Source organism: Nocardia sp. CA-151230 (assembly GCF_050942175.1).
Classification (GTDB): domain Bacteria; phylum Actinomycetota; class Actinomycetes; order Mycobacteriales; family Mycobacteriaceae; genus Nocardia.
This window is the reverse complement of the sequence record NZ_CP192061.1, coordinates 2,814,650-2,840,912: the sequence shown is the minus strand read 5'-3', so window position 1 is coordinate 2,840,912 and position 26,263 is coordinate 2,814,650. Positions and strand designations below refer to the sequence as shown.

Sequence of the window (26,263 nt, the reverse complement as noted above, 5' to 3'; positions counted from 1 at the left end):
CGGAAATGGCACACATCGGAACGTGATTGACACCGCGCCGCGAACACCCCACCGGTCGAAGTCCCGCCCGTCACACGGACCGGCACACCCGCCGGGCATTCGACGGTATCGGCGACATTGTCACGCCGCGGCCACCCGCCTCGGCCGCGCCCGGCAGTCAGCGCGTTCGATGGGGCGAAGCCGAAGCGCTCCGGTCACGTCACAGGAGCTTCGATCCCACCGCGCGCATCGCCGGCGGGAGGTGCTGGTCAGAGCGGCAGCGGGAGGCTGTGGATGAGGGCTACGGTCTCGGTGATGACGCCGGGGTCGGTGTTCGGGAGGACGCCGTGGCCGAGGTTGAAGATGTGACCCTTGGCGCCCAGCGTGATTGCCTCGTCGGCCTCGCGGGCGATGCGGCGCACCTCGGCGTCGATCGCCGCCGGGCCCGCGAAGAGCACGGCCGGATCGAGGTTGCCCTGCAACGCTTTTCCGGGGCCGACCCGGCGTGCGGCCTCGTGCAGCGGAATCCGCCAGTCGACGCCGACCACGTCCGCGCCGGCTTCGCCCATGGCGCCCAGCAGTTCTCCGGTGCCGACGCCGAAGTGGATGCGCGGCACACCCGCGGACGCGATCTCGGTGAAGACCCGTTCCGAGTGCGGCAGAACGTATTCCCGGTACTGGGCGAGGCTCAGCGCGCCCGCCCAGGAGTCGAACAGCTGCACGGCGTCCACGCCCGCATCGATCTGGGCGCGCAGGAATTCGATGGTGATGTCGGTGAGCACGCCCAGCAGCTGGTGCCAGGTCTCGGGGTCGGCGAGCATCATCGCCTTGGTGCGCTCGTGGTTCTTGCTGGGCCCGCCCTCGACCAGGTACGACGCCAAAGTGAACGGGGCACCGGCGAATCCGATGAGCGGGGTGTCACCGAGCGCGTCCAGCAGCAGCTTCACACCGGCGGTGACCGCGCCCACCTCCTCTGCGCGCAGGCGCGGCAGCGCGCGCACATCGGCGACGGTGCGCACCGGATTCGCGACCACCGGGCCGACGCCGGCCACGATGTCGAGATCGATGCCGGCGGCCTTGAGCGGAACCACGATGTCGGAGAAGAGGATTGCCGCGTCCATCTGGTGGCGGCGGATCGGCTGCATGGTGATCTCGCACACCAGCTCCGGATCGAAACACGATTCCAGCATGCCGATTCCGGCACGCACCTCGCGATACTCCGGAAGGGACCGACCAGCCTGCCTCATGAACCACACCGGACGCCGATGCGGAACGCCACCGGTGGCGGCGGCAAGGAACGGGGCATCGGTCAGCAGGCGTCGGGTGTGAGTACTCATCACCGCCCATCGTAAAGGGGGCCCGGCGGCGCGCCTCGCACTACTGGGCACCGGAGAGGTCTACGGTGCCTTTCGTGACACCGCTCGACTTCCGCGACGGCGCTGCCCCCACCCCGGAGCCCGAAGAACCAGCCCGGTTCCGCGCCGCGGTCGAGGCCATGGGAACCGCATCTGTGCATCCTCGAATCGAGCTGGCACCGATCCGCCCGCCGCAGCGCCTCGCCCCGTACTCGTACGCCCTCGGCGCAGAAGTCACGCGACCAGATACAAACGTGGTGCCCGTCGACTCCGAGGGCGACGCATTCGGCCGGCTGATCCTGCTGCACGACCCGGCCGGGCAGGAAGCCTGGCACGGGGTGTTCCGTCTGGTCGCCTACATCCAGGCCGACATCGACTCCGCCCTCGCCGCCGACCCGCTGCTGCCGGAGGTGGCGTGGAGCTGGCTGGTCGACGCGCTGGACTCGCGCACCTCCTTCACCGCCCTCGGCGGCACGGTCACCGCCACCAGCTCGGTGCGCTACGGCGACATCGCCGGGCCGCCGCGCGCGCACCAGCTCGAACTGCGCGCCTCCTGGACCGTGTCCGACACCGTCATGCGGCCGCACGTGGAAGCCTTCTGCGAGGTGCTCGCCTATGCGGCCGGACTGCCACCCGCGGGGGTAACCCGGCTGGACGTGCGCCGGGGCGAGAGCACCGAATAATTGGGCGCGAGATCGGGGCGGCCGATCCGCGAATTCCCGCGCCGGTCGCCGGAAAATCCCCTCTCGCCTGCGAGAACATCTGTACTGCAACGAAATCGACGGGCGCCACGTACGATTCCCCATGGCCCGACGCAGTGTCACGGCCGGTCGTTTCACCGACGTGACGCGGCCCGCCAATGCCCAACCCGTAGAGTTCAAGACCATGTCCGTACCAGATGAACCCGAAGCCACTGCCGCGGTACCGTTGCTCGCGCCAGTGGACGGTGTACCGCCGGTACTGGACTCCGTCGCCGCGGTGGCTGCCGCCGCCCGCCGCCTCGCCGCCGGCAGCGGACCGCTCGCGGTCGACGCCGAGCGCGCCTCCGGCTTCCGCTACTCCAATCGCGCGTACCTGATCCAGCTGCGGCGCGAGGGTGCGGGCACCTTCCTCATCGACCCGATCCCGGTGGGCGGGGAGCTCACGCCGCTGGCCGAGGCGATCAACGATCTGGAGTGGGTACTGCACTCCGCGGATCAGGATCTGCCCGGGCTGGCCGAACTCGGGCTGCACCCGGCCCGGCTCTTCGACACCGAACTCGGTGGACGGCTCGCGGGTTACGAGCGCGTGGGCTTGGCCGCCATGGTGGAGAAGCTGCTCGGGCGCGAGCTGCGCAAGGGCCACGGTGCGGCCGACTGGTCCACCCGGCCGCTGCCCGACGACTGGCTGAACTACGCGGCCCTCGATGTCGAGCTACTCATCGAGCTGCGCGACGCGGTCGCCACCGACCTGGCCGACCAGGGCAAATACGAGTGGGCCGCAGAGGAATTCGAGCACGTCCGCACCGCGGAGCCGGCCGGCCCCAAGGCCGACCGCTGGCGGCGCACCTCCGGCATCCACACCCTGCGCCGCACCCGCCAGCTCGCCATCGTCCGCGAACTGTGGACGACCCGCGACCGCCTGGCCCGCCTGCGTGACGTGGCCCCCGCCCGCATCCTGCCGGACTCGGCCATCGTGGCCGCCGCCACCAACGAGCCCAAGTCCATCGCCCAGCTGCGCACCCTGCCGATCTTCGGCGGCCCCCGCCAGCGCCGCTACTCGCGCGAATGGCTCGGCGCGGTGGAACGCGCCCGCACGCTCCCCGACAGTGAGCTCCCGCCGCTCACCCAGCACTTCGAAGGCCCGCCCCCGGTCAACCGCTGGGAGCGCCGCGACCCCGCCGCCGCCGCCCGCCTGCAGTGCGCCCGCGCGGCCATGACCGACCTCTCCACCGAGGTGTCGGTCCCGGTCGAGAACCTGCTCACCCCGGATCTGCTGCGCCGCATGTGCTGGGACGGCCTGCCCAAATCGGTCGCCAACGGCGAAGCCCCGACCCTCATCGAGGGCTACCTCGCCGCGGGCGGCGCCCGCCCGTGGCAGCGCGCCCTGACCGTCCCCCGCCTGAGCGAAGCCCTCTACCCGAAAAGCTGACCCCGGAAATATCGCCCGAGAAAGTTGGGGCACGAGGGTTTTCTGAAGTGGACTCATTTCACAGTTGGTGAAAGTTAGATTCTGTCGACCCCGAACCAAGGGGCACGAAAGAGGAGTCCACCAATGCACGCCACCCGCCGCTCCTTCCACTACATCGGCTGGGCCGCAACCACTTTGGCACTAGCCGCGACCACCACCGCATTGTCTGCACCGGCCGCCTTCGCTACCGTCGGGCCGGTCGAGGTCCTGCATTGCTCGCCCGACGCATGGGGGACATGCGTGACGCCGCCTTCATACGTCGTCGGCCAGACCTACACGATCGTCTCGGAGTACACACCCAATGTGGCGGGCGACATTCCCTACGTGGACGTCTACGACAACGGAGTCTGCGTCGCGGGTGTCATCGCGGTGTCGGACACCGACCCGGGCCACCACTACACGAGCGTCCCATGGATTCCGACGACGGCTGGAACACACAAGATCACCGTGAACCAGCGGGAGTCCGCGTCCACCACGGTGACCGTGGTCGCCGCGCCGCCAGGGTCCGGAACCCCACAACCGCCGACCCAGCCCGCTTGCCACGGAAGCAACACGGGATCCGGCGGCCTCCCCGGATCGGGCAGTTCGAACCTGCTCGGATCGGGCAGCGCGCACTGAGGTTCCGGCGGTCACCGCTCAGTCCTGGAATTCGGGTGGGCGGCGGTCGCGGCGGGCTCGGATGGCCTCGTCGAAGTTGTCGGTGGTGAGGCGGACGTAGAGCTGGGCCATGCCCTCGTTCTGCATATGGGATTCGAAACTGCCGGCCTCCAGGCCACTCCAGAGGAGGCGCTTGGTGAGTTCGCCGCCGACGCGGCTCCAGCGGATGATCTGGTCGGCGGTGTCGTAGGCGGTTTCGAGGAGTTTGTCGCCGGGGACGACGCGGGAGACGATGCCGATGCGCTCGGCTTCCGCGGCATCCACATCACGGCCGGTGAGCATGATCTCGAAGGCGCGGGTGGAGCCGATGGCGCGGGGCAGGGTGTAGCTGATGCCGAGTTCGGCGGAGGTGAGGCCGTTGTTGATGCCGGCCGCGCGGAAATACGCGTCCTCCGAGGCGATTCGGATGTCGGTACCCATGGCCAGGCAGAACCCGCCGCCGATGGCCGCGCCGTTGATGGCGCTGATCACCGGCTGGTGCATCCGCTTGATCGTGAGCATCACATTGTTCAGCAGCTCCATCGAGCGCCGCGCAATGCTGGTGCGCGTCAACCCCTCCACCCCCGGCACCTTGCCCGCGTGCTGCAGATCCGCGCCCGAGCAGAACCCGTGCCCGGCGCCCGTGAGCACCACCACGCGCACCTCGTTGTCGGCCGCCACGCCCTCGAGGGTCTCCCGCAGCGGCACCATCACGTCGAACGCCATGGCGTTCATCCGGTCCGGCCGGTTCAACGTGACCAACGCGATCCCCGGCCGCGGCTTCTCGACAAGCACAAACGACATCCGAACTCCCGTCCCGAAACTGTAACCTGTTACAGAATCTACGCGAGAACCCAAGCTCCGTATAGAAAGAAGAAGGGCCCGCGATCGGATGATCGCGGGCCCGTCACGAGCAGAGTGCCGCTCGGCGGTGCTACTCGGCCGCCGGGAGCAGGGCCTGCTCGATCTCGCTGCCGGAGGCGTCGGCGGCGCCGAGCCACACGTGCACCCGCTGGGCCACCTCGCCCGGAGTGAGGCCGAGATCCTGGTGGATCTTGGCGCGGGAGGAGTGGTCCAGGAAATGCTGGGGGACGCCGAGGTCGCGGGCCGGGACGTCGACGCCCGAACTGCGGAGCCGGGCGGAAACGGTGGAGCCGATGCCGCCGTGCAGACCACTGTCCTCGAGCGTGACCACCAGGCGGTGGTTCTCGGCCAGCTTCACCACGGTGTCGGAGACCGGGAGGACCCAGCGCGGATCGACCACGGTGACCGAGACACCCTCGGCCTCCAACAGATCCGCGACCTTGAGCGCGAGGTCGGCGAAGGCGCCGACCGCGACCAGCAGGACATCGGCGCGCACCGAGTACGCGGCAGCATCCTTCACGTCGGGCAGGCGCAGCACATCCACGCCCTCGAAGCGTTCCACCGCCGGAATCTCTTCGATCGCAGGACCCTTGGGGAAGCGGATGGCGGTGGGCCCGTCACTGATGTGCAGGGCCTCCCCCAATTCCTCACGCAGGCGGGCGGCGTCGCGCGGGGCGGCCACTTGGATGCCGGGAATGATGCCCAGCACCGACAGGTCCCACATGCCGTTGTGCGAGGCGCCATCGTCGCCGGTGATGCCGGCGCGATCGAGCACCAGGGTCACCGGGAGCTTGAGCAGCGCCACATCCATGAGCAGCTGATCGAAGGCGCGGTTGAGGAAGGTGGAGTAGATGGCCACCACCGGATGCAGGCCGCCCAGGGCCATACCGGCCGCGGAGGTCATGGCGTGCTGTTCGGCGATGCCGACGTCGAACATGCGCTCCGGGAAGCGATTCCCGAACGGGGTCAGACCGGTCGGCCCCGGCATGGCCGCGGTGATCGCCACGATGTCGTCGCGCTGCTCGGCCTGGGCGATGAGCTCCTTGGAGAACACCGAGGTCCAGCTCGGCGCGGACGGGCCACCCAGCGGCTCACCGGTCTCCGGGTCGATCTGGTTGATGGCGTGCATCTGATCGGCCTCGTGGTCCTCCGCCGGCTTGTAGCCACGGCCCTTCTGCGTCACCGCGTGCACGATGACCGGACCACCGAAGTCCTTGGCCCGCCGCAGCGCGGCTTCCAGCTGCACCGGATCGTGCCCGTCGACCGGGCCCACATACTTCAGCCCGAGATCGCTGAACAGCTCCTGCGGCGCGACCGCATCCTTGATGCCGGTCTTGATGGCGTGCAGCATCGAGTACGCCGAATCCCCCACGCGCGGAATGCTCTGGACGATCCGCTTGGTGGCGTCGAGCGCGTGCTCGTAGGCGGGCTGGGTGCGCAGCCCCGCGAGCCGCTCGGCGAGCCCGCCGATGGTCGGCGCGTAGGAGCGGCCATTGTCGTTGACCACCACGATGACCGAGCGATCCTGCCCCGCGGCGATATTGTTCAGCGCCTCCCAGCACATGCCACCGGTGAGCGCGCCGTCACCGACGACCGCGACCACATGTCGCTTCTGCCGGGTCAGCGCGAAGGCCTTGGCGATACCGTCCGCATAGGACAGCGAGGCCGACGCGTGCGAGGACTCCACCCAGTCGTGGGCGCTCTCGGCCCGGCTCGGGTACCCCGACAGCCCGCCCTCTTTGCGCAGCGTGTCGAACCCGTCCTTGCGGCCGGTAAGGATCTTGTGCACGTAGGCCTGATGCCCGGTATCGAAGATGATCGGGTCGGCCGGTGAGTCGAAAACCCGGTGCAACGCGATGGTCAGCTCCACGACGCCGAGGTTCGGCCCCAGGTGCCCGCCGGTGACGGCGACCTTCCGCACCAGGAACTCACGAATCTCCTCGGCCAGCTCGTGCAGCTCCGGTACCGACAGCCCACGCAGGTCCTCGGGCGTGTCGACCCGGGAAAGCACTCCCACGGCTATTGCTCCCTCCGGATGTCTCCTGTGTTTGCAACAGTCTACGGAGCCCATTCCGGACCTCGATGCCAGGAACGAAATGCCACCTGCGACATCCGTGATGGATGTGAGGCTCCACACAAATTACGCCGGTTACAGTGGCCCGGCGGTGCCCTCCGGAGGCATCGTGGCCCGCATCATCGACGAAGTGTACGAGCTGTGCCGGGCCGACACGTCGGGAACGCCGGCCGACTACATTCCGGAACCGGCGGCAGTTCAACCCGATTCATTCGGCATCTGCCCGGCTACCGTGGACGGGCGGGTGTCCGGCAGCGGAGATCTGGACGCCGCCTTCACGATTCAGTCGATTACCGACCCGTTCACCTATGCACTGGCCTCGGCCGATCGCGGGCGCGAAGAGTCCGCCCGAATCCGGCGCAGCCACAGCCGATTCGCCGGGCGCGAGCTCGACCATCCGGCCGGCGGCCGCCGCCTGTACGCAGGCCGATGCCGCCGTGCGCGCGGTCGCGGCGCACAGCGGCATCTGACCCGCCTCGGGCCGAGCCTCGTCCGACACCCCTCGTCCGGTCGCACGACGCCGCCCGTAGTCGTTCCCGCGATCAGCGGTAGCCGTACTCCTGCCAGCGATCCAGGACGCGCTGCTGGATCTCGGCAGGCCAGCCGTTCTCGAAGCTCCCCTTGATCGGGCGGCGACCCTGCGGGACGTGATCGGCCAGCAGGCAGTTGTAGATCACCTTGCCCGCCATGAAGGAATGCGCCTCCTCCGGCGACAGGTAGACCGCGAGCTGATCGGAAACCGCTGCCGGGTAATGGAATTCACCGCGCTCGACGTCCGGGTGGGAGCGGGTGGCGAAGGCCCACACCACCTCGTCGATATTCGTGATGTCGACATCGTCCTCGACCACCAGGATCTTGGGCGCGTTGACCGACGGCTTGCCGGTGAAGATGATCTTGGCGATCTGGTCCACCAGCTCGTGCGAGCCCAGGCCGGTGGTCTCGTGCCAGTCCTGCCGCACCGCCAGGGTCAGCCAGTGCACCGCGGCCTCGAAGTTGTACCAGGCCGAGGAGATCGGCAGCCCGGCCTGCCGCAGCAGGTGGAGGATCTCGGCGGCACTGGTGGTGCCGATGATGGTGTGGTCCTCCTCCACCGGCGGGCCCGCCGCCACGGTCGGCTGGATCGCACCGTCGCGATAGGTGATCGCCGAGACGTGGAAGACCGCCTTGGGACTGGCCTCGGTGGCGTTGTAGCCGGGGAACTCGTTGAACGGGCCCTCCATGACCGTCTCGTCGAGGGCGATGTGGCCCTCGATCACGATCTCGGCGGTGGCGGGCACCAGCAGGTCGACGGTCTCGGCCGGGACCAGCTCCAGGCCCTCGCCGAACAGCGCGCCCAGGTAGTGGGTCTCGTCCTCGCCCTCGGGAATCGGCATGCCGCCCACCCATGGCAGGCCCGGCTCCACGCCGATGGCGAGCGCGATCGGCATGGGCTCGCCGATCTCGGTCCACTTCGAGCGGATGATGCCCAGGTGCTGGGGTCCCGGGATCAGGCAGGCCAGAGTGTTCCGGTCGTGGATCATCATGCGGTTGATCGACCAGTTGGTCCACGAGCCGTCAGGAGTCTTGACGATGTTCATCCCGTAGGTCTGGATGTAGCGGCCGCCGTCATTGCCGTGCAGCTTCGGGGTCGGAAAGACGAGCAGATCGATGTCGTCGCCGAGCATGACGTTCTCTTTGCAGGGTGCGGCCGCGCGGTCCACCACCACCGGTGGAATGCCCGGCTCGGCGCGGGCGGCGGCGAGCACCTCCACGATCTGCTGACCGGTGGCGTCGGCGGGCAGGCCCAGCGCCAGCGCGATGCGCGCCAGCCGGTGCTGGGGACCCGACAGCGCACCGGGCGCGCCGAGCACGCGGAAACCACTGTCCTGATATCCAGTGATGTTGCTGAACAGCGGCGCGGGCGCCCGCAGATCGTAGGAGCGGCGAATGACGGCGCCGATCTCCAGATTCCAGTCGACCTCGGAGTCGATGTGCTGGACCTCACCGATGGCGTCGAGCGCCTCGATGAACTCGCGCAGGCTCTTCAAATGCGGCACAGGGGTTTTCCTCAGCTTCGGGTGTTCGCCGGTATGGGTCATTCGCCCCAGCGGGGCAGGTCGGACACGTCGATGCCGAGCAGGTCCAGGGCGCGCCCAGCGGTGTGGTCGACGATGTCGGCCACCGATTCCGGATTCAGGTAGAAGGCGGGCACCGGCGGCATGACGATGCCGCCCATCTCGGTGACCGCGGTCATGGCGCGTAGATGCGCCATGGTGAGCGGGGTTTCGCGCACCATGAGCACCAGGCGGCGGCGCTCCTTCAGCGTCACGTCGGCGGCGCGGGCGAGCAGATTGTCGTTGTTGGCGTAGGCCACCGCGGACAGCGTGCGAATCGAGCACGGGGCCACGATCATTCCCGCGGTCCGGAACGAACCCGAGGCGATGGCCGCGCCGATGTCGGCCGGCCGGTAGACCACATCGGCCATGGCCGACAGATCGGCCGCGGTCAGATCCGTCTCGTAGGCCCGCGTCTGCTGCCCGGCCGGAGTCACCACCAGATGCGTCTCCATCCCGGCCTTGCGGGCCAGCTCCAGCACCCGCACGCCGTAGGCGATGCCGGTGGCTCCGCTGATGCCCACCACGAGTCGACGCGATTCACTCACCGCCTCAGCATCCGTCACGTGTCGGATAGCCATCAACGCCGAAATCCGCGAAGATCGATAAGAAATGCTGATCGAAGACTCGCCTCGAGAACCCCGCGTCGACCCGGCCGAACTGGAAGCGTTCGTGGTCCTCGCCGAAGAACTGCACTTCGGCCGGACCGCCGACCGCCTCGGGCTGTCCCAGCCCCGGGTCAGCCAGCTGATCCGCAGCCTGGAGCGCCGCGTCGGCCGCCGCCTGGTGGAGCGCACCAGCCGCCGGGTCACCCTCAATCCGCTGGGCGAGCATCTGCTGGCCCGCGCCCGCCCGGCATTCCAGGAGCTGCAGCGGGCCTTCGCCGAAACCCGCACCGCGGCACGGGGTCTGCGCATCGGATTCCTCGGGCCCTACGCGTCCACCCTGAACACGGCACTGACCGGATTCCGGGCCCGGCATCCGGAATGCCAGATCACGCTGACCCAGCTGGCGTGGACCGACATCTTCGGCCCGCTGCGGCGCGGCGAGGTGGACATCCAGATCTGCCTGGCTCCGGTCGAGCAGCTCGGCCTGACCGTCGGGCCCGAGGTGGGCGTGTTCCCGCGGCTGCTGGCCATTGCCCGCAGCCATCCGTGGGCCACCCGCGACAGCATCGACGTCGAGGATCTGGCCGAATTGCGGGTGATCGGACCACATCCGGATGTCGCGCCCGAATTCGCGCGCGCCTTCTGGCCGCCGGCCATCACCCCGGGCGGGCAGCCCATCCCGCGGGCCGCGCCCGCGCGCACCGAACCCGAGATGCTCACCGCGGTCGCCCACAACAACGCCGTCTTCGCCACCACCACCGCCATGCCCACCTACTTCACCCATCCGGAGGTGACGTTCGTCCCGCTCACCGGCCTGCCCGACGCACGGGTCCGGCTGGTGTGGCGCACCGACACCGACCATCCCAAGGTCGCCGAATTCGCCGGGCTGGCCGCCGGACAACCCCCAGAGGGCCTACGTCAGCAGGCGTAGCCGGGATTACGCATACGCGTGCAGGCGCGCCGCCGCGAACGCGCCTACGCTGGCGGACAACGAGATTGCTTCCCTCCCCCGAGGTGGATTGTCATGACCGATTTCGATCCCGCGGTCTACGGACCGTCCACCGTCCGCGTCGGCACCGCGGAACGCGAGCAGGCCGCCGCGGCACTGGGCGAGCATTTCGCGGCCGGACGGCTCGACGTCGCGGAATACGACGAGCGGGTGGGCCGGGCATACGCGGCCAAGACCGTGGGCGAGCTGGCGGTGCTGTTCGGCGACCTGCCCCGGCCGCAACCGCCCGCGCCGCAGATCCCGGCCCCGCCGCCCGCGCCGCGCCGCCCGCTGCCGCTGGCCCCGATCGGTGCGGGCGTGCTGCTGGTGTTCGTGATCGCGTTCGCGGTGACCACCCACTTCTTCCCGTTCTTCCTGTTCCCGGTGCTGTTCTTCGTCTTCGCACGCGGGCGGTACGGGTATCGCGGTCCGCGCTACCACCGGATGTGAGGGCTAGGGTGAATTCGTGGGCGTCATAGGCGAACTGTTCCCCGGCAAGAAGCTGCAGGACGAGGGCAGCGAGGACGGCAGCGGCGAGGGCCACCGGCCCCGGGTCAGCCTCGATCTGGACGCCGGGGTGATCCGGGTGTCCCCGGCCCGGCCGGATCCCGGCCCGGACGCGCCCGCATCGCAGGGCTAGTGCACACCCGATAGGGTCGGGCTTCGACCAAGCCGAGGCGGCTCGGTGCGGCCGGAGGGTGAAAACACGTGACCGACAACAATGATCACTGGGCGAACCCCCACGGCGGGCCACAAGGCTGGGGCTATCCCGATGCGGGACAACAGGACTGGGGTTATCCGGCGGGCGAGGCACCGCAGCCGACCGAGTATCCGGGCTTTGCCGCGCAACTGCCCCCGGGGTACCAGCTCGCGCCTCCGCAGTACGTCACGGGCCAGCAGCCCCAGTACGTCACCGGGCAGCACCACCAGTACGTCACCGGGCAGCATTCCGTCCCGAATTATGCGGGGCAGCAACCGATTCCGGGCTACGCGCAGCCACCCGCACCCGGCGGCGGGCCCCGTCGCCCCCTGCTGATCCTCGCCGCGCTGGCCGCGGTCATCGTACTGGCCGGCGGCGGTATCGCGGCGTACGTGCTGACCCGGGACTCCTCCGGCAGCGGCACCACCGCCGCGCCCGGCACGACCGGCGCCACGCCCTCGGGCGGGCCGTCCACCACCGGGCCGTCCCGGTCCGGCGCACCCAAGCCCGGCAGCACCACCGTGGTCTCCCCGGCACTGGGTATCAGCTACGACGTGCCCGCCGGGTGGACGATCGCCGAGCCCACCGACATCACCGTGCAGACCGGGACCGACGGCTCGGTCATCGGGCACGCCAAGTCCACCGAGGGCAACGACTACTGCGCGGGCTCGGCATATCGGACCCTCGCCTTCGTCGCCCACGTCGACGGCAGCGATCCCGCCGCCGCGGCGGTCAAGGTGGCGAGAATCTCGGCGGAGAGCGGCTATTCGGACGCGACCGGCGGCAACCAGGGCGCGCCGGCCGCGGTTACCACCACGAGCGGCATCACCGGCCAGCGGGTCGAGACCTCCGGCAGCTGGCAGCCGGGCGCGCCGGGCTGCACCACGACCAGCTACTCGATCTACACCTTCGCGTTCTCCGGCCCGAACAAGGCGCTGCTGGTGCTGGCCATCCTCGCCGACCGCGGCACCCGGGGCGAACTGGCCGCCGACCGGGCCGCGCAGATGATCGCCAGTCTCCGCACCTCCTGACCCGCGCCGATCCGGCTCGGGTCGTGGCCACCATGGACGACGACGAGATCTCCGCCGCGGTCGTCGGCGAGCTGACCCCCTACGCGGTGCCGCTGATCCCCGAGGAACCCAACCCCGACTGGCCGACCTGGTACGCCGACGACGCCCGGGCGGTCCTCGCCTCGGCTAATACACTGGCCGGATGCCCCTCGTCGAGGTGACCTACAAGCCGGAGCTTCCCGAGACCGTGCTGCGTGAGCTGGGCAAATGGCTGCCACACCTGGTGTCCCTCGCCGTCGAATGCCCGGAGGAGCCCTACGACGGCGACCTGCAGCCGGGGGATGTCGAGATCCGCTTCCATCCGCTGGGCAAGTTCGATCGCTCCGGGATGGATGTGGTCATCGAGGTCCGGTCGAAGTATTTCGCGAGCCGGGCCGAGAACCGGCAGGAGCGCTGTGACCAGCTGCTCGCCGATATCGAGAAGTTCGTCGACGCGAATATCGGCGTCTACCTGACCCTGCCGGTCGCGGCCTGGTCGCAGAGCGAGTGACGGCTCCTGCTGCCCGGCGCGATGGTGCTGCCGCCGAAGTCGAATTCAATCAATGATTGAATTACTGATTGAACCGTGTTTCACTGCTTGTCATGGTCGAGAAGGTGTCCGCGGGAACGCGGGAACGGCTGCTCGCGGCGGCCGAGCAACTACTGCTGACCGAGCCCTATGACGAGGTCTCGGTACGCGCCGTGTGCGCGGCGGCGGGCGCCAATCCCGCGGCGGTGCACTACCACTTCGGGTCCAAGGAGGCGCTGGTCGCCGCGCTCATCGAGGCCCGGCTCGGGCCGCTGTGGGAGGAGGGGCTGACCCGGGCCACGGGCGGACGGGATTCGGTGCCCGCGGTGGTGGACACCATCCTCGCGCCGTTCCAGGGGCTGGCCGCGGATCCGCTGGGGCGTCTGCATCTTCGACTGCTGGCCCGCTTCGTACTGGGCCGGCATCAGACCTCGTGGCAGGGGCCGTGGTTCCGGATGGATTCCTGGATCGCGCTGCTGCCCGAACTGCGGGCCGGCGAGGCGCGACAGCGCTGGATGCTGGCCTTCGACCTGATCATCATGCGGTTCGGCGCTCCCGAGATCGAGGATCACGGGATGCCCGAACCGGCGCTGACGGCCCTGCGGAACTTCGTGGTGGCCGGACTCACCGCACCAGGAGAACAACCATGAACGAGATCTTCGCACCGGCGAAACTCGGCCCGATCACCCTGCGCAACCGGGTGCTCAAGGCCGCCACCTTCGAGGGACGCACCCCCGACGCACTGGTCACCCCCGAGCTCATCGACTTCCACCGCGAGGTCGCCGCGGGCGGGGTGGGCATGACCACCGTCGCCTACTGCGCGGTCGCGCCGGGCGGTCGCACCGACCGGCACCAGATCTGGATGCGGCCGGAAGCCGTTGCGGGACTGCGGGAATTGACCGACGCCGTGCACGCCGAGGGTGCCGCCGCCAGCGCCCAGATCGGGCATGCCGGTCCGGTCGCCAATGCCGCCTCCAACCGGGCGCCCGCACTCTCGCCGAGCCGCATGTTCAGTCCGCTGAGCATGAAGGCCATGAAGGTGCCCGCCGAATCCGAGATCCGGGAACTCATCACGGCACACGCGAATGCGGCGCTGCTGGCCGAGCAGTCCGGCTTCGATGCGATCGAAATCCATTTCGGCCACAACTATCTGGTGAGCTCGTTCCTGAGCCCGCTGCTCAACCACCGTCGCGACAAGTGGGGCGGCACGCTCGCCAACCGGGCCCGGCTCGCACGCGAAATCGCCCGCGCCGTCAGGGATGCCGTGGGCGACCGGCTGGCGGTGACCGCCAAACTCAACATGGAGGACGGCCGTCGCGGCGGGCTCACGGTCCCCGAGAGCATCCAGGTGGCCGCCTGGCTGGAGGCCGACGGCAATCTCGACGCCCTCGAATTGACCGCGGGCAGTTCACTTCTCAACCCCATGCTGCTGTTCCACGGCGACGCGCCGCGCAAGGAATTCGCCGAGGTGCTGCCCGGCCCGGCGCGCATGGGTTTCAAGCTGGTCGGGCGCGCCTTCCTCAAGGAGTACCCGTACCACGAGGCGTACCTGCTGGAGCGGGCCCGCCAGTTCCGCCGCGAGCTGTCCATGCCGCTGATCCTGCTGGGCGGCATCACCAATCTGGACACCATGAACCTGGCCATGACCGAGGGCTTCGAGTTCGTCGCGATGGGCCGCGCGCTGCTGCGCGAGCCGAATCTGTTGCAGCGCATCCAGGCCGACGCCGCGACCCAGTCGGCGTGCGTGCACTGCAACAAGTGCATGCCCACCATCTACACCACCACCCGCTGCGTGTTCCGGCCGGAGCGGACCATTATCGATCTCGACGGAAGGCAACGGGCATGAGCGGACGACTCGACGGACGCGTGGCGCTGATCAGTGGCGCGGCATCGGGAATGGGGGCCTCGCACGCGCGGGCGTTCGTGGCCGAGGGCGCCTCGGTGCTCATCGGCGACATCTCCGACGAGGCGGGCGCGAAACTGGCCGCCGAACTCGGTGACGCCGCGGCGTACGTCCACCTCGATGTCACCAAGGCCGAGGACTGGCGTACGGCCGTGGACACTGCGGTCGACCGCTTCGGCAAGCTCGACGTGCTGGTCAGCAACGCGGGCATCCTCGACTTCGGACCGCTGGGCACCTACACCGAGGAGCAGTGGCAGCGGGCCCTGTCGATCAATCTCACCGGGCCGTTCCTGGGCCTGACCGCCGCCCGGGACGCCCTGGTGGCGGCCCGGCCGGCGGCCGTGGTGAACATCTCCTCGGCCGCCGGGATCCAGGGCGTGCCGGGCGCGCACGCCTACACCGCCTCGAAGTTCGGGGTGCGCGGGCTCACCAAGTCCGCGGCGCTCGAGCTCGCCCAGTACGGCGTGCGGGTGAATTCCGTTCACCCGGGCGGGATCATGACCCCGATGATCGGCGTGCCCGAGGGTACGACCACGGATCGCGACGCGAACCCCCTGGCCCGCCTCGGCGTGCCCGAAGAGGTCACAGCGCTGGTCGTGTTCCTCGCGAGCCACGAATCCAGCTATTGCAACGGCGCCGAATTCGTGGTCGACGGCGGGATGACGGCGGGCCGCCCGGTCTGAGACCTACTGCTTGTAGGTCGCCAGGAAACGTCCGATGCGCTCGATGATCGCCTCGAGCTCATCGGCGTGCGGCAGCGTCACGATCCGGAAATGGTCGGGGCGCGGCCAATTGAAGCCGGTGCCCTGCACGATGTGGATCTTCTCGCGCAGCAGCAGATCCAGCACGAACTGCTCGTCGTCGTGGATCCGGTACATGTCGAGGTCGATGCGCGGGAAGGCGTACAGCGCGCCCCGGGGCTTCACGCACGAGATGCCCGGGATGGCGTTGAGCGCCTCCCACGCGCGGTCGCGCTGCTCGCGCAGGCGGCCGCCGGGCAGGGTGAGGTCGTAGATGCTCTGGTGTCCGCCGAGCGCGGCCTGAATCGCCTGCTGCGCAGGGACATTCGCGCACAGCCGCAGACCCGCCAGCATGGTCAGGCCCTCGAGGTAGTTCTCGGCGTGCTCGATCGGGCCCGATACCACCAGCCAGCCACCGCGGAAGCCCGCGGCGCGGTAGGACTTGGAGAGCCCGGAGAAGGTGAGGCACAACAGATCCGGGGCCAGCGCGGCGGTCGCGGTGTGGGTCAGGCCGTCGTAGAGGATCTTGTCGTAGATCTCGTCGGAGAACACCACCAGGTTGTGGCGGCGGGCGATCTCCAGCATCTGGCGCACCACCTCGGGCGAATAGACCGCGCCCGTGGGGTTGTTCGGGTTGATGATGACCAGCGCCCGGGTGCGATCGGTGATCTTGGACTCGATATCGGCCAGATCGGGCATCCAGTCCGAGCCCTCGTCACAGATGTAGTGCACGGGCCGGCCGCCGTTGAGCGCGGTGGCGGCGGTCCAGAGCGGGAAATCCGGTGCGGGAACCAGGACTTCGTCGCCGTTCTCCAGCAGCGCGGTCATGGCCATCATGATGAGCTCGGAGACGCCATTGCCCAGGAAGACCTGTTCGACGTCGAGCTCGGAGAGCCCGAGGGTCTGGTAGTACTGCACCACCGCGCGCCGCGCCGAGAGCAGGCCCTTGGAGGTGGAGTAGCCGCTGGACCGCGGCAGGTTGCGGACCATGTCCTGAAGCAGTTCGGCGGGCGCCTCGAAGCCGAAGGGCAGCGGGTTGCCGGTGTTGAGCTTCACGACGTGATGCCCCTCCGCCTCCAGCCGTGCGGCGTGCTCGGCGACCGGCCCGCGGATCTCGTAGGACACGCCCGCCAGCTTGCTCGACTGCTTCACCTGCATCAAACGACCCCTTCTCGGTGTGGTTGCCGCACACTCTACTTGGAAATTCCAAGTTTGCACTTGGTATTTCCAAGTTGTTGGTTAGAGTGGGATCGTGACACGCCGAAGCTACGACCACTACTGCACCGTCAGCCGCGCCCTCGACATCGTCGGCGACCGATGGAACCTGCTGGTGGTCCGCGAATTGTGTTCGGGCCCGCGCCGATACAGCGACCTGTTCGCCGACCTGCCCGGCATCAGCACCGATGTGCTGGCCGCCCGGCTCAAGGACCTCGAGCGTGACGGGATTCTCACCAAACGCCGCGTCGGCCCTCGCGCCGGTACCGCGGTCTACGAGCTCACCGACTCCGGCGCGGCGCTGCGGCCGGTGCTGGACTCGCTGTCGGCCTGGGGCGCGGCACAACTCGGCGAGCAGCGCCCGACCGACGCCGTGCGGGCGCACTGGTTCGCGCTCCCCCTCGGACGTGCCGTGGCCGAGCTGGTGCCCGCCGGCACCGTCACGGTCCGCATCGGCGAGACCGCCTTCCACTACGTGATCACCGAATCCGGCCTCACCCATCACGACGGCCCGGCCGCCGCACCGGATCTGGAGATCCGGCTGGAGCTGGCCGCGGCGAGCGAGATCGCCACCGGCGCACGCTCGCTCACCGCGACCCTCGACCAGGCGGCCGGAACCGGGCAACCGGTCGCCTGAACCGCGTCACCCTCGTCGACGCGGTGGCGGCGGGTGGTCGGCGGCCGTCGGTAGCATCGGCTGGGTTGTGCCCGCATCGATCGAGGAGAAATCCGTGACCAGCGAGAACGCCATCGGCACGATCACGATCATCGGTTCCGGCAGTGCCAGTGCCACGCCGGACATCATGCGGGTGTCGATCTCGGTCGAGACGCGTGCCGACACCGTGGCCGCCGCCTACACGCGGGCCGGGGAACGCGCCGACGCGGTGATCTCGTCGCTGCGCGCGGACGGCGTGGCGGGTCGCGACATCACGACCAGCGGGCTCACGGTGCGCGCGGAAACCGTATGGACCGAGGGGAATCGGGAGAAGCTGGTCGGCTACATCGCCGGCACCGCGCTGACGGTCACGCTACGCGAGATCGCCGGACCCGACGGGGAGGCGAAACCCGCCGCCGACGGCGGGCCCGCCGCGATCATCGCGCACGCGGTCGACGCCGGGGGCGACGATGTACGCCTGGGCGGGCTGACGCTGACCGTCGCCGACGAGGAGAACCTCATGGTCCGCGCCCGCGACGCCGCCTGGGACCACGCGCTGGGCAAGGCCGAACAGTACGTGTTCCGGGCGGGCCGCAGGCTGGGACCGGTGCTCGAGATCACCGAGAACGTCTCAGGTCCCGCGCCCACGCCGCGAATCGCGTTCGCCGCCAACAAGATGGCCGCTCCGGGCGGCGCGGTGCCGGTGGAGCTCGGTGAGAGCGAACTGTCCACCAGCGTCCGGATCACCTGGCAGCTGGCCTGAGTCTCAGAGCTCGACCTGCGCCAGTAGGGAACCGGCGCGCACGGCGGTGAGCTGAATGCGAAACCGGGTGGCGTCCGCCCGGGTTCGATGCGGGAACGGGTCCTCGACGACCATCCCGCGCAGATCGCGCAGCAGCCGCGTGCCCTGCGCGATGGTGAGGCGGCCGGTGTCCACCAGGTGCCGCACATTGCGGGCGCCGTCCGGATCACCGGTTCCCGCCGCGTATGCCGTCACCTGCTGCAACGCCGACCGCAGCCGCTTCTCACACGCCGGGAACCGGCCCCGCTCATAGTGTTTCACCGCGTGCCGCAGGTGATTCAGCGCCGTCTGCTGGCCGCGCACCTCGAGCTCGGTCTCCAGCAGCGCCACCCGCTCGGCCAGCCGCATCGGCAGCCACGCCGTGGGTTTCAGGAGACATCGCACGCTCGCCTCCGGCCCGGCACCGATCACCCGGTCGATCTTCATCCGGTAGCCGTCCTCGAGCAGCGCCGTGCGCAGCGCCGGCATCCACGCCGGAAGTTTCTTGCGCGCCAGGGACTCTCCCTGCAGGAACCGCGCCACCGTCACCTCGACCAGATCCAGCAGCGCCCGATCCGCCTCCGCGTTCCCGCCCAGCGCCACCAGCCGCGCCCCGTACACCGGCGTCACCAGCCGCCCCCAGTAGCTGTCGGCGTTCACCCACAACTCGACGCCGTACTCCGGCCGCTTGAGATCCACCCCCAGCAGCAATGCCTCGAGCGAGTGGAACCGCGACTGATCCCCATAGATCAGCTCCACCACCGACGCCACAGTCGGATCCGACAACGTAGTCATGGGCAACATCTTGGCGCACCCCCGAACCGCCCACGCCCCAACCCATCCCCCGCGATCCCGAGGCGCCACACCGAGATCGGGAAGCTGTCGGTGCGGCGCATCGGGCGACATTCCGCAGGGACAGCTCCCCGATCTCGAAGGACCTGGTCAGCGCTCCAGGACCGCGATGCACTCGACGTGATGGGTGCCGGGGAAGGCGTCGAAGACGCGCAGGTCCACCGGCTGGTAGCCGACGGCGCGGTAGAGACCGATGTCCCGGGCGAAAGCGGCGGGGTCGCAACCGATGTGAATGATGCGCCGCGGGGAACGCTCACTCAGCGCATTGATCACGTCCTTGCCCGCGCCCGCGCGTGGCGGGTCGAGCACGACGACATCCGGTGCGGTATCCGGCTGTTCGTGAATCCACCGCTCGACGCGTTCGACGGTCAGGTCCACCCACGGCAGATCCCGCAGCGCGGCACGCCCTTCGGCGACCGCCGTGCGCGCGAACTCGACACCGTGCACCATCCCGGTCACACCGACCTGCTCCGCCAGCCGCGCGGCGAACACGCCCACGCCGCAGTACAGGTCCCAGACCAGCGCCCCGGGCGCGCAGTCCGCCCACTCCGCCACCACATCCGAATAGCACTGCGCCGCACCGTAATGCGGCTGCCAGAACCCGGTCGCCGACAGCTCCCACCGCCGCTCGCCCACGTACTGCACCGCCCGGCCGCTGCCATCCACCACACGCTCGGTCCGCGCACTGTGCGCCGCCGCCCGCCGCGCGGCGGTACTGCGCCGATCACCCCCGCCACGCCGACCGGAATCCCCTGCCCCACCGCCTCTTTCACGACGCCCGCGCGGACCGCCCGCCTCCGCCCCGGCCGCAGCCAGTTCGACGACATGCCGCACCCCGTCCCCGTCCACGGCCACCACGAGATCCGCCCCGGGCGTCCACACCCGCTCGCCGATCCCCGCCATGGCCCCGGCCACCGGCTGCGGGCACCGCAGATCCGCGATCACCTCGTTGCTCCGATACCGGTGCACCCCGGCCCGCCCCTCCGCGTCCACCACCAGCCGCACCCGGCTCCGCCACCCCGCCGTATACGACCCCGCCGAAGGCTCGCCGCCCTGTGCCGTTTCCCCGGTACCGGGGCGAGCGATGAGCGCACGCGCCGAGGGTGTCGACACTCCGCCGATTCGACCCGGCGCGACGCTCGTGCCCGGGGTGGGGCGCGGGGCCGTCGCGGCGGGCTCGGCACGACCGCCGAGCAGAGTCGAGCCGAGGTCGGTCGTCACGTTGCCGAGCCGCCCGGGATGGCCGAGCTCCGGGATCGGTGCACCGAGTGAGGTTCGCTGTGCCACACCACCGATCGCCGGACCGGGCGGCGCCGGGATCGGTTCGACGGCGAAGTCCGGTTCCCAGCCGGCGAGGCGGCGCAGCTGCTCGGCGACGACCTGGCGTTTGAGCTCGCGCTGGGCCTCGGGGGTGGCGAAGGTGAAGTCGCAACAGCCCGCGCCGCCCGGGCCGGAGACCGGGCAGCTGGCGGGGATGCGGTCGGGCGAGGGGTCGAGGATCTCGATGGCGTCGGCGCGGCAGAAGGAGCCGCCGCGGTCCTCGGTGACGACAGCGCGGACCAGTTCACCGGGCAGGCCGTGGCGGACGAACAGCACGCGACCCTCGTGGCGGGCCACGCAGAAGCCGCCGTGGCCGGGCGGGCCCAGGCGGACCTCGAAGACCTCACCGTACCAATCGGATCCAGCGCTCATGCCTCGTCTCCGAATCCGCGACGCACCGAACCGGGGGCGTTGACCACCCGGCCGGGACGGGCCCGGCCCGCCGAGGAGGACAGCTGCCAGGGCACGCTGGTCACCATGACACCGGGCTCGAACAGCAGCCGGCCCTTCAACCGCAGCGCACTCTGGTTGTGCAGCAACTGCTCCCACCAGTGGCCGACCACGTATTCGGGGATGAACACGGTCACCACATCACGCGGGGAGTCCTTGCGGACCCGCTTCACGTAATCCACCACCGGCTTGGTGATCTCACGGTACGGGGACTCGATCACCTTGAGCGGCACCACGATATCGCTGCGCTCCCACTCCCGCACCAACGCGCGGGTGTCGGGCTCGTCGACGTTCACCGTGATGGCCTCGAGCGTGTCGGGCCGGGTAGCGCGGGCGTAGGCCAGGGCGCGCTTGGTGGGCAGGTGCAGCTTGGACACCAGCACGATGGAGTGCGTGCGACTGGGCAGCACGCCGTCCCACTCGGACTCGTCCAGCTCCCGCGACACCGTGTCGTAGTGACGGCGAATGAGTTTCATCAGCCCGAAGATGGCCGCCATGGTGACGATGGCGATCCACGCGCCCGCCAGGAACTTGGTGACCAGCACGATCAGCAGCACGGTCGCGGTCATGGTGAGGCCGACGGCGTTGATCACCCGCGACCGCTTCATCCGTGCCCGCACCGCCGGATCGGTCTCGGTGCGCAGCAGTCGCGTCCAGTGCCGCAGCATGCCGGTCTGACTCAGCACGAACGACACGAACACGCCCACGATGTAGAGCTGGATCAGGCGCGTCACCTCCGCGCCGAACAGCACCACGAACGCGATGGCCGCGCCCGCCAGGAACAGGATGCCGTTGCTGAACGCCAGCCGATCACCGCGGGTGTGCAGCTGCCGCGGCAGGAAACGATCCTGCGCCAGAATCGAACCCAGCACCGGGAAGCCGTTGAAGGCGGTATTGGCCGCCAGCACCAGGATCAGCGCGGTGACGATGGTGATGAAGTAGAACCCGGCCGGGAATCCCGAGAACACCGCGTCCGCGAGCTGCGCCACCAGGGTCTTCTGCTCGTATCCGGCGGGCGCGCCGATCAGGTCGTCGGTGTTGTGCGCATACACGATGCCCACCTTCTGGGTGAGCACGATCATGCCCATGAACAATGTCACCGCGATGCAACCGAGCAGCAGCAGGGTGGTCGCGGCATTGCGGGACTTGGGTTTGCGGAACGCGGGCACGCCATTGCTGATCGCCTCGACACCGGTCAGCGCCGCACAGCCGGAGGAGAACGCGCGCGCGATTAGGAACACGAACGCCAGCCCGAACAGATGCTCGTCCTCGGCCTTCAGACCGAAACCGTACGACTCGGCGTGCACGGTCTGCCCCAGGCCGATCCGCGTGAAGCCCCAGATGAGCATGACGAACATGCCGATCATGAAGGCGTACGTGGGAATCGCGAATGCCGTGCCGGATTCGCGCACACCGCGCAGATTGATCGCGGTGAGGATCACGATCGCCGAGACCGCGAACAACACCTTGTGGGTGGCGACGAACGGCACCGCCGACCCGATATTGGAGGCCGCCGACGAGATCGACACCGCCACGGTGAGCACATAGTCCACCAGCAGCGCGCTGCCGACGGTCAATCCGGCGGTGGGACCGATGTTCTTGGTCGCGACCTCGTAATCACCGCCGCCGGAGGGGTAGGCATGCACGTTCTGGCGGTAGCTGGCAACCACCACGGCCATCACCAGTGCGACCGCCAGGCCGACCCACGGCGCGTAGGCGTAGGCCGACAGCCCGGACACCGACAGCACCAGGAAGATCTCCTCGGGCGCGTACGCCACCGAGGACAACGCGTCCGAGGCGAATACCGGGAGCGCGATCCGCTTGGGCAGCAGCGTATGCCCGAGAGAATCGCTGCGGAATGGGCGGCCGACCAGCATGCGCTTGGCGGCCGTCGTCAACTTCGACACTCCACGCAGCATAAGGCAGGGCGCGAGCGACCGTGTTCGGGGCGCGACCTCACAGTCGTAGGGTGACGGGTGCGGGTTGTGAGGTTTTCCCGGTTCCGGTTTGAACACCTTCCGGAGGGGGAAAGTGCCCGCAGTGAAACTCGAACGGTACGGTTGCGACCCGAGCAAGCAACCAGACCGCACACCACGGTTTTCGGGAATGGGGTTCGTACGGTGTACGTCGTGATCATGGGGTGTGGGCGGGTCGGCTCCTCGCTCGCCCGCGCTCTCGTCCGCGTCGGCCACGAGGTCGCGGTGATCGATCAGAACTCGAGTGCCTTCCTGCGGCTGGGCCGCGACTTCCCGGGGTTGTGCATCACCGGCGTCGGCTTCGATCGAGATGTCTTGACCCGTGCCGGAATCGAGCGCGCCGGGGCCTTCGCCGCGGTGTCCTCCGGCGACAACTCCAACATCATCTCCGCCCGCGTGGCCCGCGAGACGTTCGGCGTGGAGCGCGTGGTGGCCCGCATCTACGACGCCAAGCGCGCCGCGGTGTACGAGCGCCTGGGCATCCCCACCATCGCCACCGTGCCCTGGACCACCGACCGCTTCCTGCGCAACCTGGTCGCCGACCAGTCCACCACCACCTGGCGCGACCCCACCGGCACCGTCGCGGTCACCGAACTCGTGCTCCACGAGAACTGGTACGGGCGCTCGGTCCACTCGCTCGAGGACGCCATCGGCGCGCGTGTGGCCTTCATCATCCGCTTCGGACAGGGCGTACTGCCCAATGGCAAGTCCATGCTGCAGGCCGATGACGTGGTCTATGTCGCCGCCACCTCCGGCAGCGTCGGCGAGGCCGTCGCACTGGCCGCCAATCCTCCCGCGAGCGAGGACTGATCGTGAAAGAAGCTCGAGCATGAAGGTAGCCATCGCCGGCGCCGGAGCCGTCGGCCGCTCCATCGCCCAGGAACTCCTACGCGCCGGCCACCAGGTCATGCTGCTGGAACGCCGTCTCGACCACATCGACCCGACCAGCGCGCCCACCGCGGTCTGGACCCACGCCGACGCCTGCGAACTCGAAACCCTCGAGCAGGCCGGGCTGGAAACCTACGACGTGGTCATCGCCGCCACCGGTGACGACAAGGTGAACCTGGTGTTCAGCCTGCTGGCCAAGACCGAATTCGGCGCGGGGCGCGTGGTGGCCCGCGTCAACGACCCCCGCAACGAGTGGCTGTTCGACTCGTCATGGGGGGTGGACGTCGCCGTCTCCACCCCGCGTCTGCTCGCCTCACTGGTCGAGGAGGCCGTTTCGGTGGGCGACCTGGTCCGGCTGATGACACTGCGCCAGGGTCAGGCCAACCTGGTCGAGATCACCCTGCCCACCGACACCCCCTTGGCGGGCAAGGCCGTTCGCACCCTCGCCCTGCCCCGCGACGCCGCCCTGGTCACCATCCTGCGCGGCGGCCGCGTCATCGTCCCGCAGGCCGACGATCCCCTGGAAGGCGAAGACGAGCTGCTGTTCGTCGCCTCCGTCGAAGCCGAGGACGAGCTGCGCAAAGCGCTCGGCGTCAACGGGTTCAACAGCACGGGCGACGCCCCGGCCTGACCGCGCGCCGAGCACGGATCCGGACACAGCAGTGGGCCGGGCGCACCCCTGCGCCCGGCCCACTCGCCGTTGTCCACACCGAACCGTCAGGACGCCACCCGCAGTTCGGCCCGCAGCCGGTTCAGCGCCCGATGCTGCATGACGCGCACCACGCCCGGGCTGGTGCCGATGGCCTCGGCGGTCTCCGCCGCCGTCCACCCCAGCACGATCCGCATGACCAGCACCTCACGGTGGGTCGAGGACAGCACCTGCATGAGATCGCGTGCCGCCCGGCGGGTTTCCATCGCCAGCGCCCGCTCCTCGGGTCCCGCCTCGTTCATCGGCGCGTCCGGGAACTCCGCGACCGGGTAGGCCGGGTGCAGCTGCGCCCGCCGGAACGAGTCGGCCACCTTGTTCGCCGAGATGCCGTAGACGAACGCCAGGAACGACTTGCCCTGGTCCCGGTAGCGCGGGATGGCCTGCACCGTCGCCAGGCAGATCTCCTGCGCCACATCGTCCGCGGTCACGTGCAGGTGACCCGCGCCGCCCATACGCGCCGCGCAGTAGCGGCGCACCAGCGGATACACGATCTTGAGAATCTCCGAGACCGCGTCCCGGTCACCGGCGGCGGCCGGGCCGATCAGCTTTTCCAATTCCGCTGCGGCGCGCCGGGACTCCGACGTCGCCACGCTTCCTGCTTTGCCCCCCCGCCCCGCCGGGTGCCGGCGCGAGGCTGCCGTCTGCACCGCGGTCCCGAGCCCCTCGCCCCGGTCCTGCGCTGCCACTGCCTTGCCGTCGGTAACCAACTCCGCGATCCTTTCTCCGAATGAGCTGTTGAAAGCTTCTGAGAAAGATCGTGCTCTGCGGGGGCCCGCCGAAATAGGTACCCCAGGGGTGGGTTGGTTACCCCCTTCCGTCCCCCAATGGCCCCGAAGGTGTTGCGCGCTGGACATTTAGCGCGATAAGGGCCCGATCGGGCGGTTGTCTAGCCCGCGGATTCCGGGGCTTTGGCGGACGAGGAGGGCAGATGGCCCGCCTTGCGCACCGCCCAGAAGGTCACCAGCGCCGCCACCGCGGTCAGCGGCCAGCCCATGGCGATGCGCGCCACAGCCAGCAGACCGGTGCTGTTGGCGGCGTAGAGGTGGTTCTGCACCAGGTAGCGGGCCACGAACACCACCGCCCACACCGCGGTCGCGATGTCGTAGAGCCGCATGACGCGCTTGTCGGAACGCCACTCGGTGCCGTGCCCGTTGAGCGCACCCCAGATCACACCCGCCAACGGCCAGCGCACCACCAGCGACATCAGGAACACACCGCCGTAGACCAGGCTGGCGTAGATGCCGAACAGGAAGAAGCCCTTGGCCTCACCCATCCGGTAGGCGATGAACGCGCACACACCCACGCCGAGGAAGCCCGAGATGGCGGGTTGGATCGGACCGCGACGCACCAGGCGCCACACCAGGATCGCCGCGGCCACGCCCAGCGAGGCCCAGATGGCGGCGGTCAGCCCGCGCAGCGAGTTCACCGGCACGAACACCAGCACCGGCAGCGAGGAGTAGATCAGGCCGCTGAGGCCGCCCATCTGCTCGAGCAGCGTCTGCTCGGGTTCCTGCTCGCCCTCGCCGTCCGCGACGTCCCGGGCCGCGCGCTCGGCGTCGACCAGCGCCTGCATGTCCTCGTCCAGCAGCGCGTGGTCCATGCGCAGTGGCGGTTCGTCGCCCGAGACGGCATTGAGCTGGACCGTGGGCGGATCGAACGGGGCAGGCGCGCCGAAGGACTCGGTGCGATCACGGCCCTGGTCGCCGTTGCTGGTGGGGTTAGGCATGAGT

Annotated in this window: 28 protein-coding genes and 1 pseudogene; 18 read left to right on the top strand and 11 right to left on the bottom strand. The window is 69.4% G+C overall.

Translation table 11 applies throughout. The features are described 5' to 3' along the window. Positions 1-248 precede the first annotated feature (248 nt). Positions 249-1,316 (bottom strand): uroporphyrinogen decarboxylase, encoded by a 1,068-nt coding sequence (gene hemE, locus ACQP1O_RS13040; RefSeq protein WP_433566063.1) that lies wholly within the window; start codon positions 1,314-1,316, stop codon positions 249-251. 74 nt (positions 1,317-1,390) lie between these two features. Between hemE and ACQP1O_RS13035 the strand changes: the two genes are divergently transcribed. The 3 genes from ACQP1O_RS13035 to ACQP1O_RS13025 all read left to right on the top strand — a co-directional run bounded on the left by ACQP1O_RS13035 (position 1,391) and on the right by ACQP1O_RS13025 (position 4,121). Next, complete coding sequence (locus ACQP1O_RS13035; protein ID WP_433566062.1) at positions 1,391-2,017, top strand: DUF3000 domain-containing protein; 627 nt, start codon at positions 1,391-1,393, stop codon at positions 2,015-2,017. A 202-nt stretch (positions 2,018-2,219) separates the two neighbouring features. Beyond that, the gene (locus tag ACQP1O_RS13030; RefSeq protein ID WP_433567671.1) at positions 2,220-3,464 is read left to right on the top strand and encodes an HRDC domain-containing protein; all 1,245 of its coding nucleotides are present in this window, start codon (positions 2,220-2,222) and stop codon (positions 3,462-3,464) included. A gap of 123 nt (positions 3,465-3,587) precedes the next feature. Continuing rightward, positions 3,588-4,121, top strand: a complete 534-nt coding sequence (locus tag ACQP1O_RS13025) for a hypothetical protein (RefSeq protein WP_433566061.1) — start codon at positions 3,588-3,590, stop codon at positions 4,119-4,121. An 18-nt stretch (positions 4,122-4,139) separates the two neighbouring features. Here the strand turns inward: ACQP1O_RS13025 and ACQP1O_RS13020 are convergent, their stop codons facing one another. Then, complete coding sequence (locus ACQP1O_RS13020; RefSeq protein WP_433566060.1) at positions 4,140-4,943, bottom strand: enoyl-CoA hydratase; 804 nt, start codon at positions 4,941-4,943, stop codon at positions 4,140-4,142. 130 nt (positions 4,944-5,073) lie between these two features. Next, a complete protein-coding gene (dxs, locus tag ACQP1O_RS13015; RefSeq protein WP_433566059.1) occupies positions 5,074-7,020 on the bottom strand; it encodes a 1-deoxy-D-xylulose-5-phosphate synthase in 1,947 nt (648 codons plus the stop codon). A gap of 79 nt (positions 7,021-7,099) precedes the next feature. Between dxs and ACQP1O_RS13010 the strand changes: the two are divergent. Further along, positions 7,100-7,360 (top strand): annotated as a pseudogene (locus ACQP1O_RS13010) (glutaminase); the annotation flags it as partial. Positions 7,361-7,385: 25 nt separating this feature from the next. Beyond that, positions 7,386-7,547, top strand: a complete 162-nt coding sequence (locus ACQP1O_RS13005) for a hypothetical protein (RefSeq protein ID WP_433568028.1) — start codon at positions 7,386-7,388, stop codon at positions 7,545-7,547. A 72-nt stretch (positions 7,548-7,619) separates the two neighbouring features. Here ACQP1O_RS13005 and ACQP1O_RS13000 read toward each other — a convergent pair whose 3' ends face one another. Both ACQP1O_RS13000 and ACQP1O_RS12995 read right to left on the bottom strand, forming a co-directional pair. Continuing rightward, positions 7,620-9,113: a UbiD family decarboxylase gene (locus ACQP1O_RS13000; protein ID WP_433566058.1), complete on the bottom strand. Its 1,494-nt coding sequence runs from the start codon at positions 9,111-9,113 to the stop codon at positions 7,620-7,622. A 38-nt stretch (positions 9,114-9,151) separates the two neighbouring features. Continuing rightward, positions 9,152-9,718, bottom strand: coding sequence for a UbiX family flavin prenyltransferase (locus ACQP1O_RS12995; RefSeq protein ID WP_433566057.1), 567 nt, complete (start codon positions 9,716-9,718; stop codon positions 9,152-9,154). Between the two features lie 64 nt (positions 9,719-9,782). Between ACQP1O_RS12995 and ACQP1O_RS12990 the strand changes: the two genes are divergently transcribed. The 9 genes from ACQP1O_RS12990 to ACQP1O_RS12950 all read left to right on the top strand — a co-directional run bounded on the left by ACQP1O_RS12990 (position 9,783) and on the right by ACQP1O_RS12950 (position 15,630). Further along, a complete protein-coding gene (locus ACQP1O_RS12990; protein WP_433566056.1) occupies positions 9,783-10,709 on the top strand; it encodes a LysR family transcriptional regulator in 927 nt (308 codons plus the stop codon). A gap of 93 nt (positions 10,710-10,802) precedes the next feature. After that, positions 10,803-11,216 carry a DUF1707 SHOCT-like domain-containing protein gene (locus ACQP1O_RS12985; protein ID WP_433566055.1) on the top strand — a complete coding sequence of 138 codons (414 nt, stop codon included), beginning with the start codon at positions 10,803-10,805 and terminating at the stop codon, positions 11,214-11,216. 16 nt (positions 11,217-11,232) lie between these two features. After that, positions 11,233-11,406: a hypothetical protein gene (locus ACQP1O_RS12980; RefSeq protein ID WP_364618937.1), complete on the top strand. Its 174-nt coding sequence runs from the start codon at positions 11,233-11,235 to the stop codon at positions 11,404-11,406. Positions 11,407-11,474: 68 nt separating this feature from the next. After that, the gene (locus ACQP1O_RS12975) at positions 11,475-12,497 is read left to right on the top strand and encodes a hypothetical protein (protein ID WP_433566054.1); all 1,023 of its coding nucleotides are present in this window, start codon (positions 11,475-11,477) and stop codon (positions 12,495-12,497) included. Between the two features lie 23 nt (positions 12,498-12,520). After that, a complete protein-coding gene (locus ACQP1O_RS12970; protein ID WP_433566053.1) occupies positions 12,521-12,697 on the top strand; it encodes a hypothetical protein in 177 nt (58 codons plus the stop codon). Beyond that, positions 12,679-13,026, top strand: coding sequence for a hypothetical protein (locus ACQP1O_RS12965; protein ID WP_433566052.1), 348 nt, complete (start codon positions 12,679-12,681; stop codon positions 13,024-13,026). The genes ACQP1O_RS12970 and ACQP1O_RS12965 overlap by 19 nt, the downstream gene beginning before the upstream one ends. Positions 13,027-13,118: 92 nt before the next feature. Next, positions 13,119-13,694 carry a TetR/AcrR family transcriptional regulator gene (locus ACQP1O_RS12960; RefSeq protein WP_433566051.1) on the top strand — a complete coding sequence of 192 codons (576 nt, stop codon included), beginning with the start codon at positions 13,119-13,121 and terminating at the stop codon, positions 13,692-13,694. Beyond that, on the top strand, positions 13,691-14,890 hold the full coding sequence (locus ACQP1O_RS12955; protein ID WP_433566050.1) for an NADH:flavin oxidoreductase: 1,200 nt from the start codon (positions 13,691-13,693) through the stop codon (positions 14,888-14,890). Before ACQP1O_RS12960 ends, ACQP1O_RS12955 begins: the two co-directional genes overlap by 4 nt. Continuing rightward, positions 14,887-15,630 (top strand): SDR family oxidoreductase, encoded by a 744-nt coding sequence (locus tag ACQP1O_RS12950; protein WP_433566049.1) that lies wholly within the window; start codon positions 14,887-14,889, stop codon positions 15,628-15,630. Before ACQP1O_RS12955 ends, ACQP1O_RS12950 begins: the two co-directional genes overlap by 4 nt. A gap of 3 nt (positions 15,631-15,633) precedes the next feature. Here the strand turns inward: ACQP1O_RS12950 and ACQP1O_RS12945 are convergent, their stop codons facing one another. Then, positions 15,634-16,845, bottom strand: coding sequence for a pyridoxal phosphate-dependent aminotransferase (locus ACQP1O_RS12945; RefSeq protein WP_433566048.1), 1,212 nt, complete (start codon positions 16,843-16,845; stop codon positions 15,634-15,636). 94 nt (positions 16,846-16,939) lie between these two features. Here ACQP1O_RS12945 and ACQP1O_RS12940 point away from each other — a divergent pair, with 94 nt between their 5' ends. Both ACQP1O_RS12940 and ACQP1O_RS12935 read left to right on the top strand, forming a co-directional pair. After that, the gene (locus tag ACQP1O_RS12940; RefSeq protein ID WP_433566047.1) at positions 16,940-17,539 is read left to right on the top strand and encodes a winged helix-turn-helix transcriptional regulator; all 600 of its coding nucleotides are present in this window, start codon (positions 16,940-16,942) and stop codon (positions 17,537-17,539) included. Between the two features lie 94 nt (positions 17,540-17,633). Further along, positions 17,634-18,320, top strand: a complete 687-nt coding sequence (locus ACQP1O_RS12935; protein WP_433566046.1) for an SIMPL domain-containing protein — start codon at positions 17,634-17,636, stop codon at positions 18,318-18,320. Positions 18,321-18,323: 3 nt separating this feature from the next. Here ACQP1O_RS12935 and ACQP1O_RS12930 read toward each other — a convergent pair whose 3' ends face one another. The 3 genes from ACQP1O_RS12930 to ACQP1O_RS12920 all read right to left on the bottom strand — a co-directional run bounded on the left by ACQP1O_RS12930 (position 18,324) and on the right by ACQP1O_RS12920 (position 22,867). Continuing rightward, positions 18,324-19,133, bottom strand: coding sequence for a hypothetical protein (locus tag ACQP1O_RS12930; protein WP_433566045.1), 810 nt, complete (start codon positions 19,131-19,133; stop codon positions 18,324-18,326). 147 nt (positions 19,134-19,280) lie between these two features. Continuing rightward, complete coding sequence (locus ACQP1O_RS12925) at positions 19,281-20,882, bottom strand: class I SAM-dependent RNA methyltransferase (protein ID WP_433566044.1); 1,602 nt, start codon at positions 20,880-20,882, stop codon at positions 19,281-19,283. After that, complete coding sequence (locus tag ACQP1O_RS12920) at positions 20,879-22,867, bottom strand: APC family permease (RefSeq protein WP_433566043.1); 1,989 nt, start codon at positions 22,865-22,867, stop codon at positions 20,879-20,881. Before ACQP1O_RS12920 ends, ACQP1O_RS12925 begins: the two co-directional genes overlap by 4 nt. A 213-nt stretch (positions 22,868-23,080) precedes the next feature. Between ACQP1O_RS12920 and ACQP1O_RS12915 the strand changes: the two genes are divergently transcribed. Continuing rightward, complete coding sequence (locus ACQP1O_RS12915; protein WP_433566042.1) at positions 23,081-23,746, top strand: potassium channel family protein; 666 nt, start codon at positions 23,081-23,083, stop codon at positions 23,744-23,746. Beyond that, positions 23,637-24,455, top strand: coding sequence for a potassium channel family protein (locus ACQP1O_RS12910; protein WP_433566041.1), 819 nt, complete (start codon positions 23,637-23,639; stop codon positions 24,453-24,455). The genes ACQP1O_RS12915 and ACQP1O_RS12910 overlap by 110 nt, the downstream gene beginning before the upstream one ends. 86 nt (positions 24,456-24,541) lie before the next feature. On the opposite strand, the gene ACQP1O_RS12905 is transcribed toward ACQP1O_RS12910, so the two are convergent. Together ACQP1O_RS12905 and ACQP1O_RS12900 are read right to left on the bottom strand one after the other, a co-directional pair. After that, a complete protein-coding gene (locus tag ACQP1O_RS12905; RefSeq protein ID WP_433566040.1) occupies positions 24,542-25,123 on the bottom strand; it encodes a sigma-70 family RNA polymerase sigma factor in 582 nt (193 codons plus the stop codon). 296 nt (positions 25,124-25,419) lie between these two features. Next, complete coding sequence (locus tag ACQP1O_RS12900; protein WP_433567670.1) at positions 25,420-26,016, bottom strand: DUF3159 domain-containing protein; 597 nt, start codon at positions 26,014-26,016, stop codon at positions 25,420-25,422. Positions 26,017-26,263 lie beyond the last annotated feature (247 nt).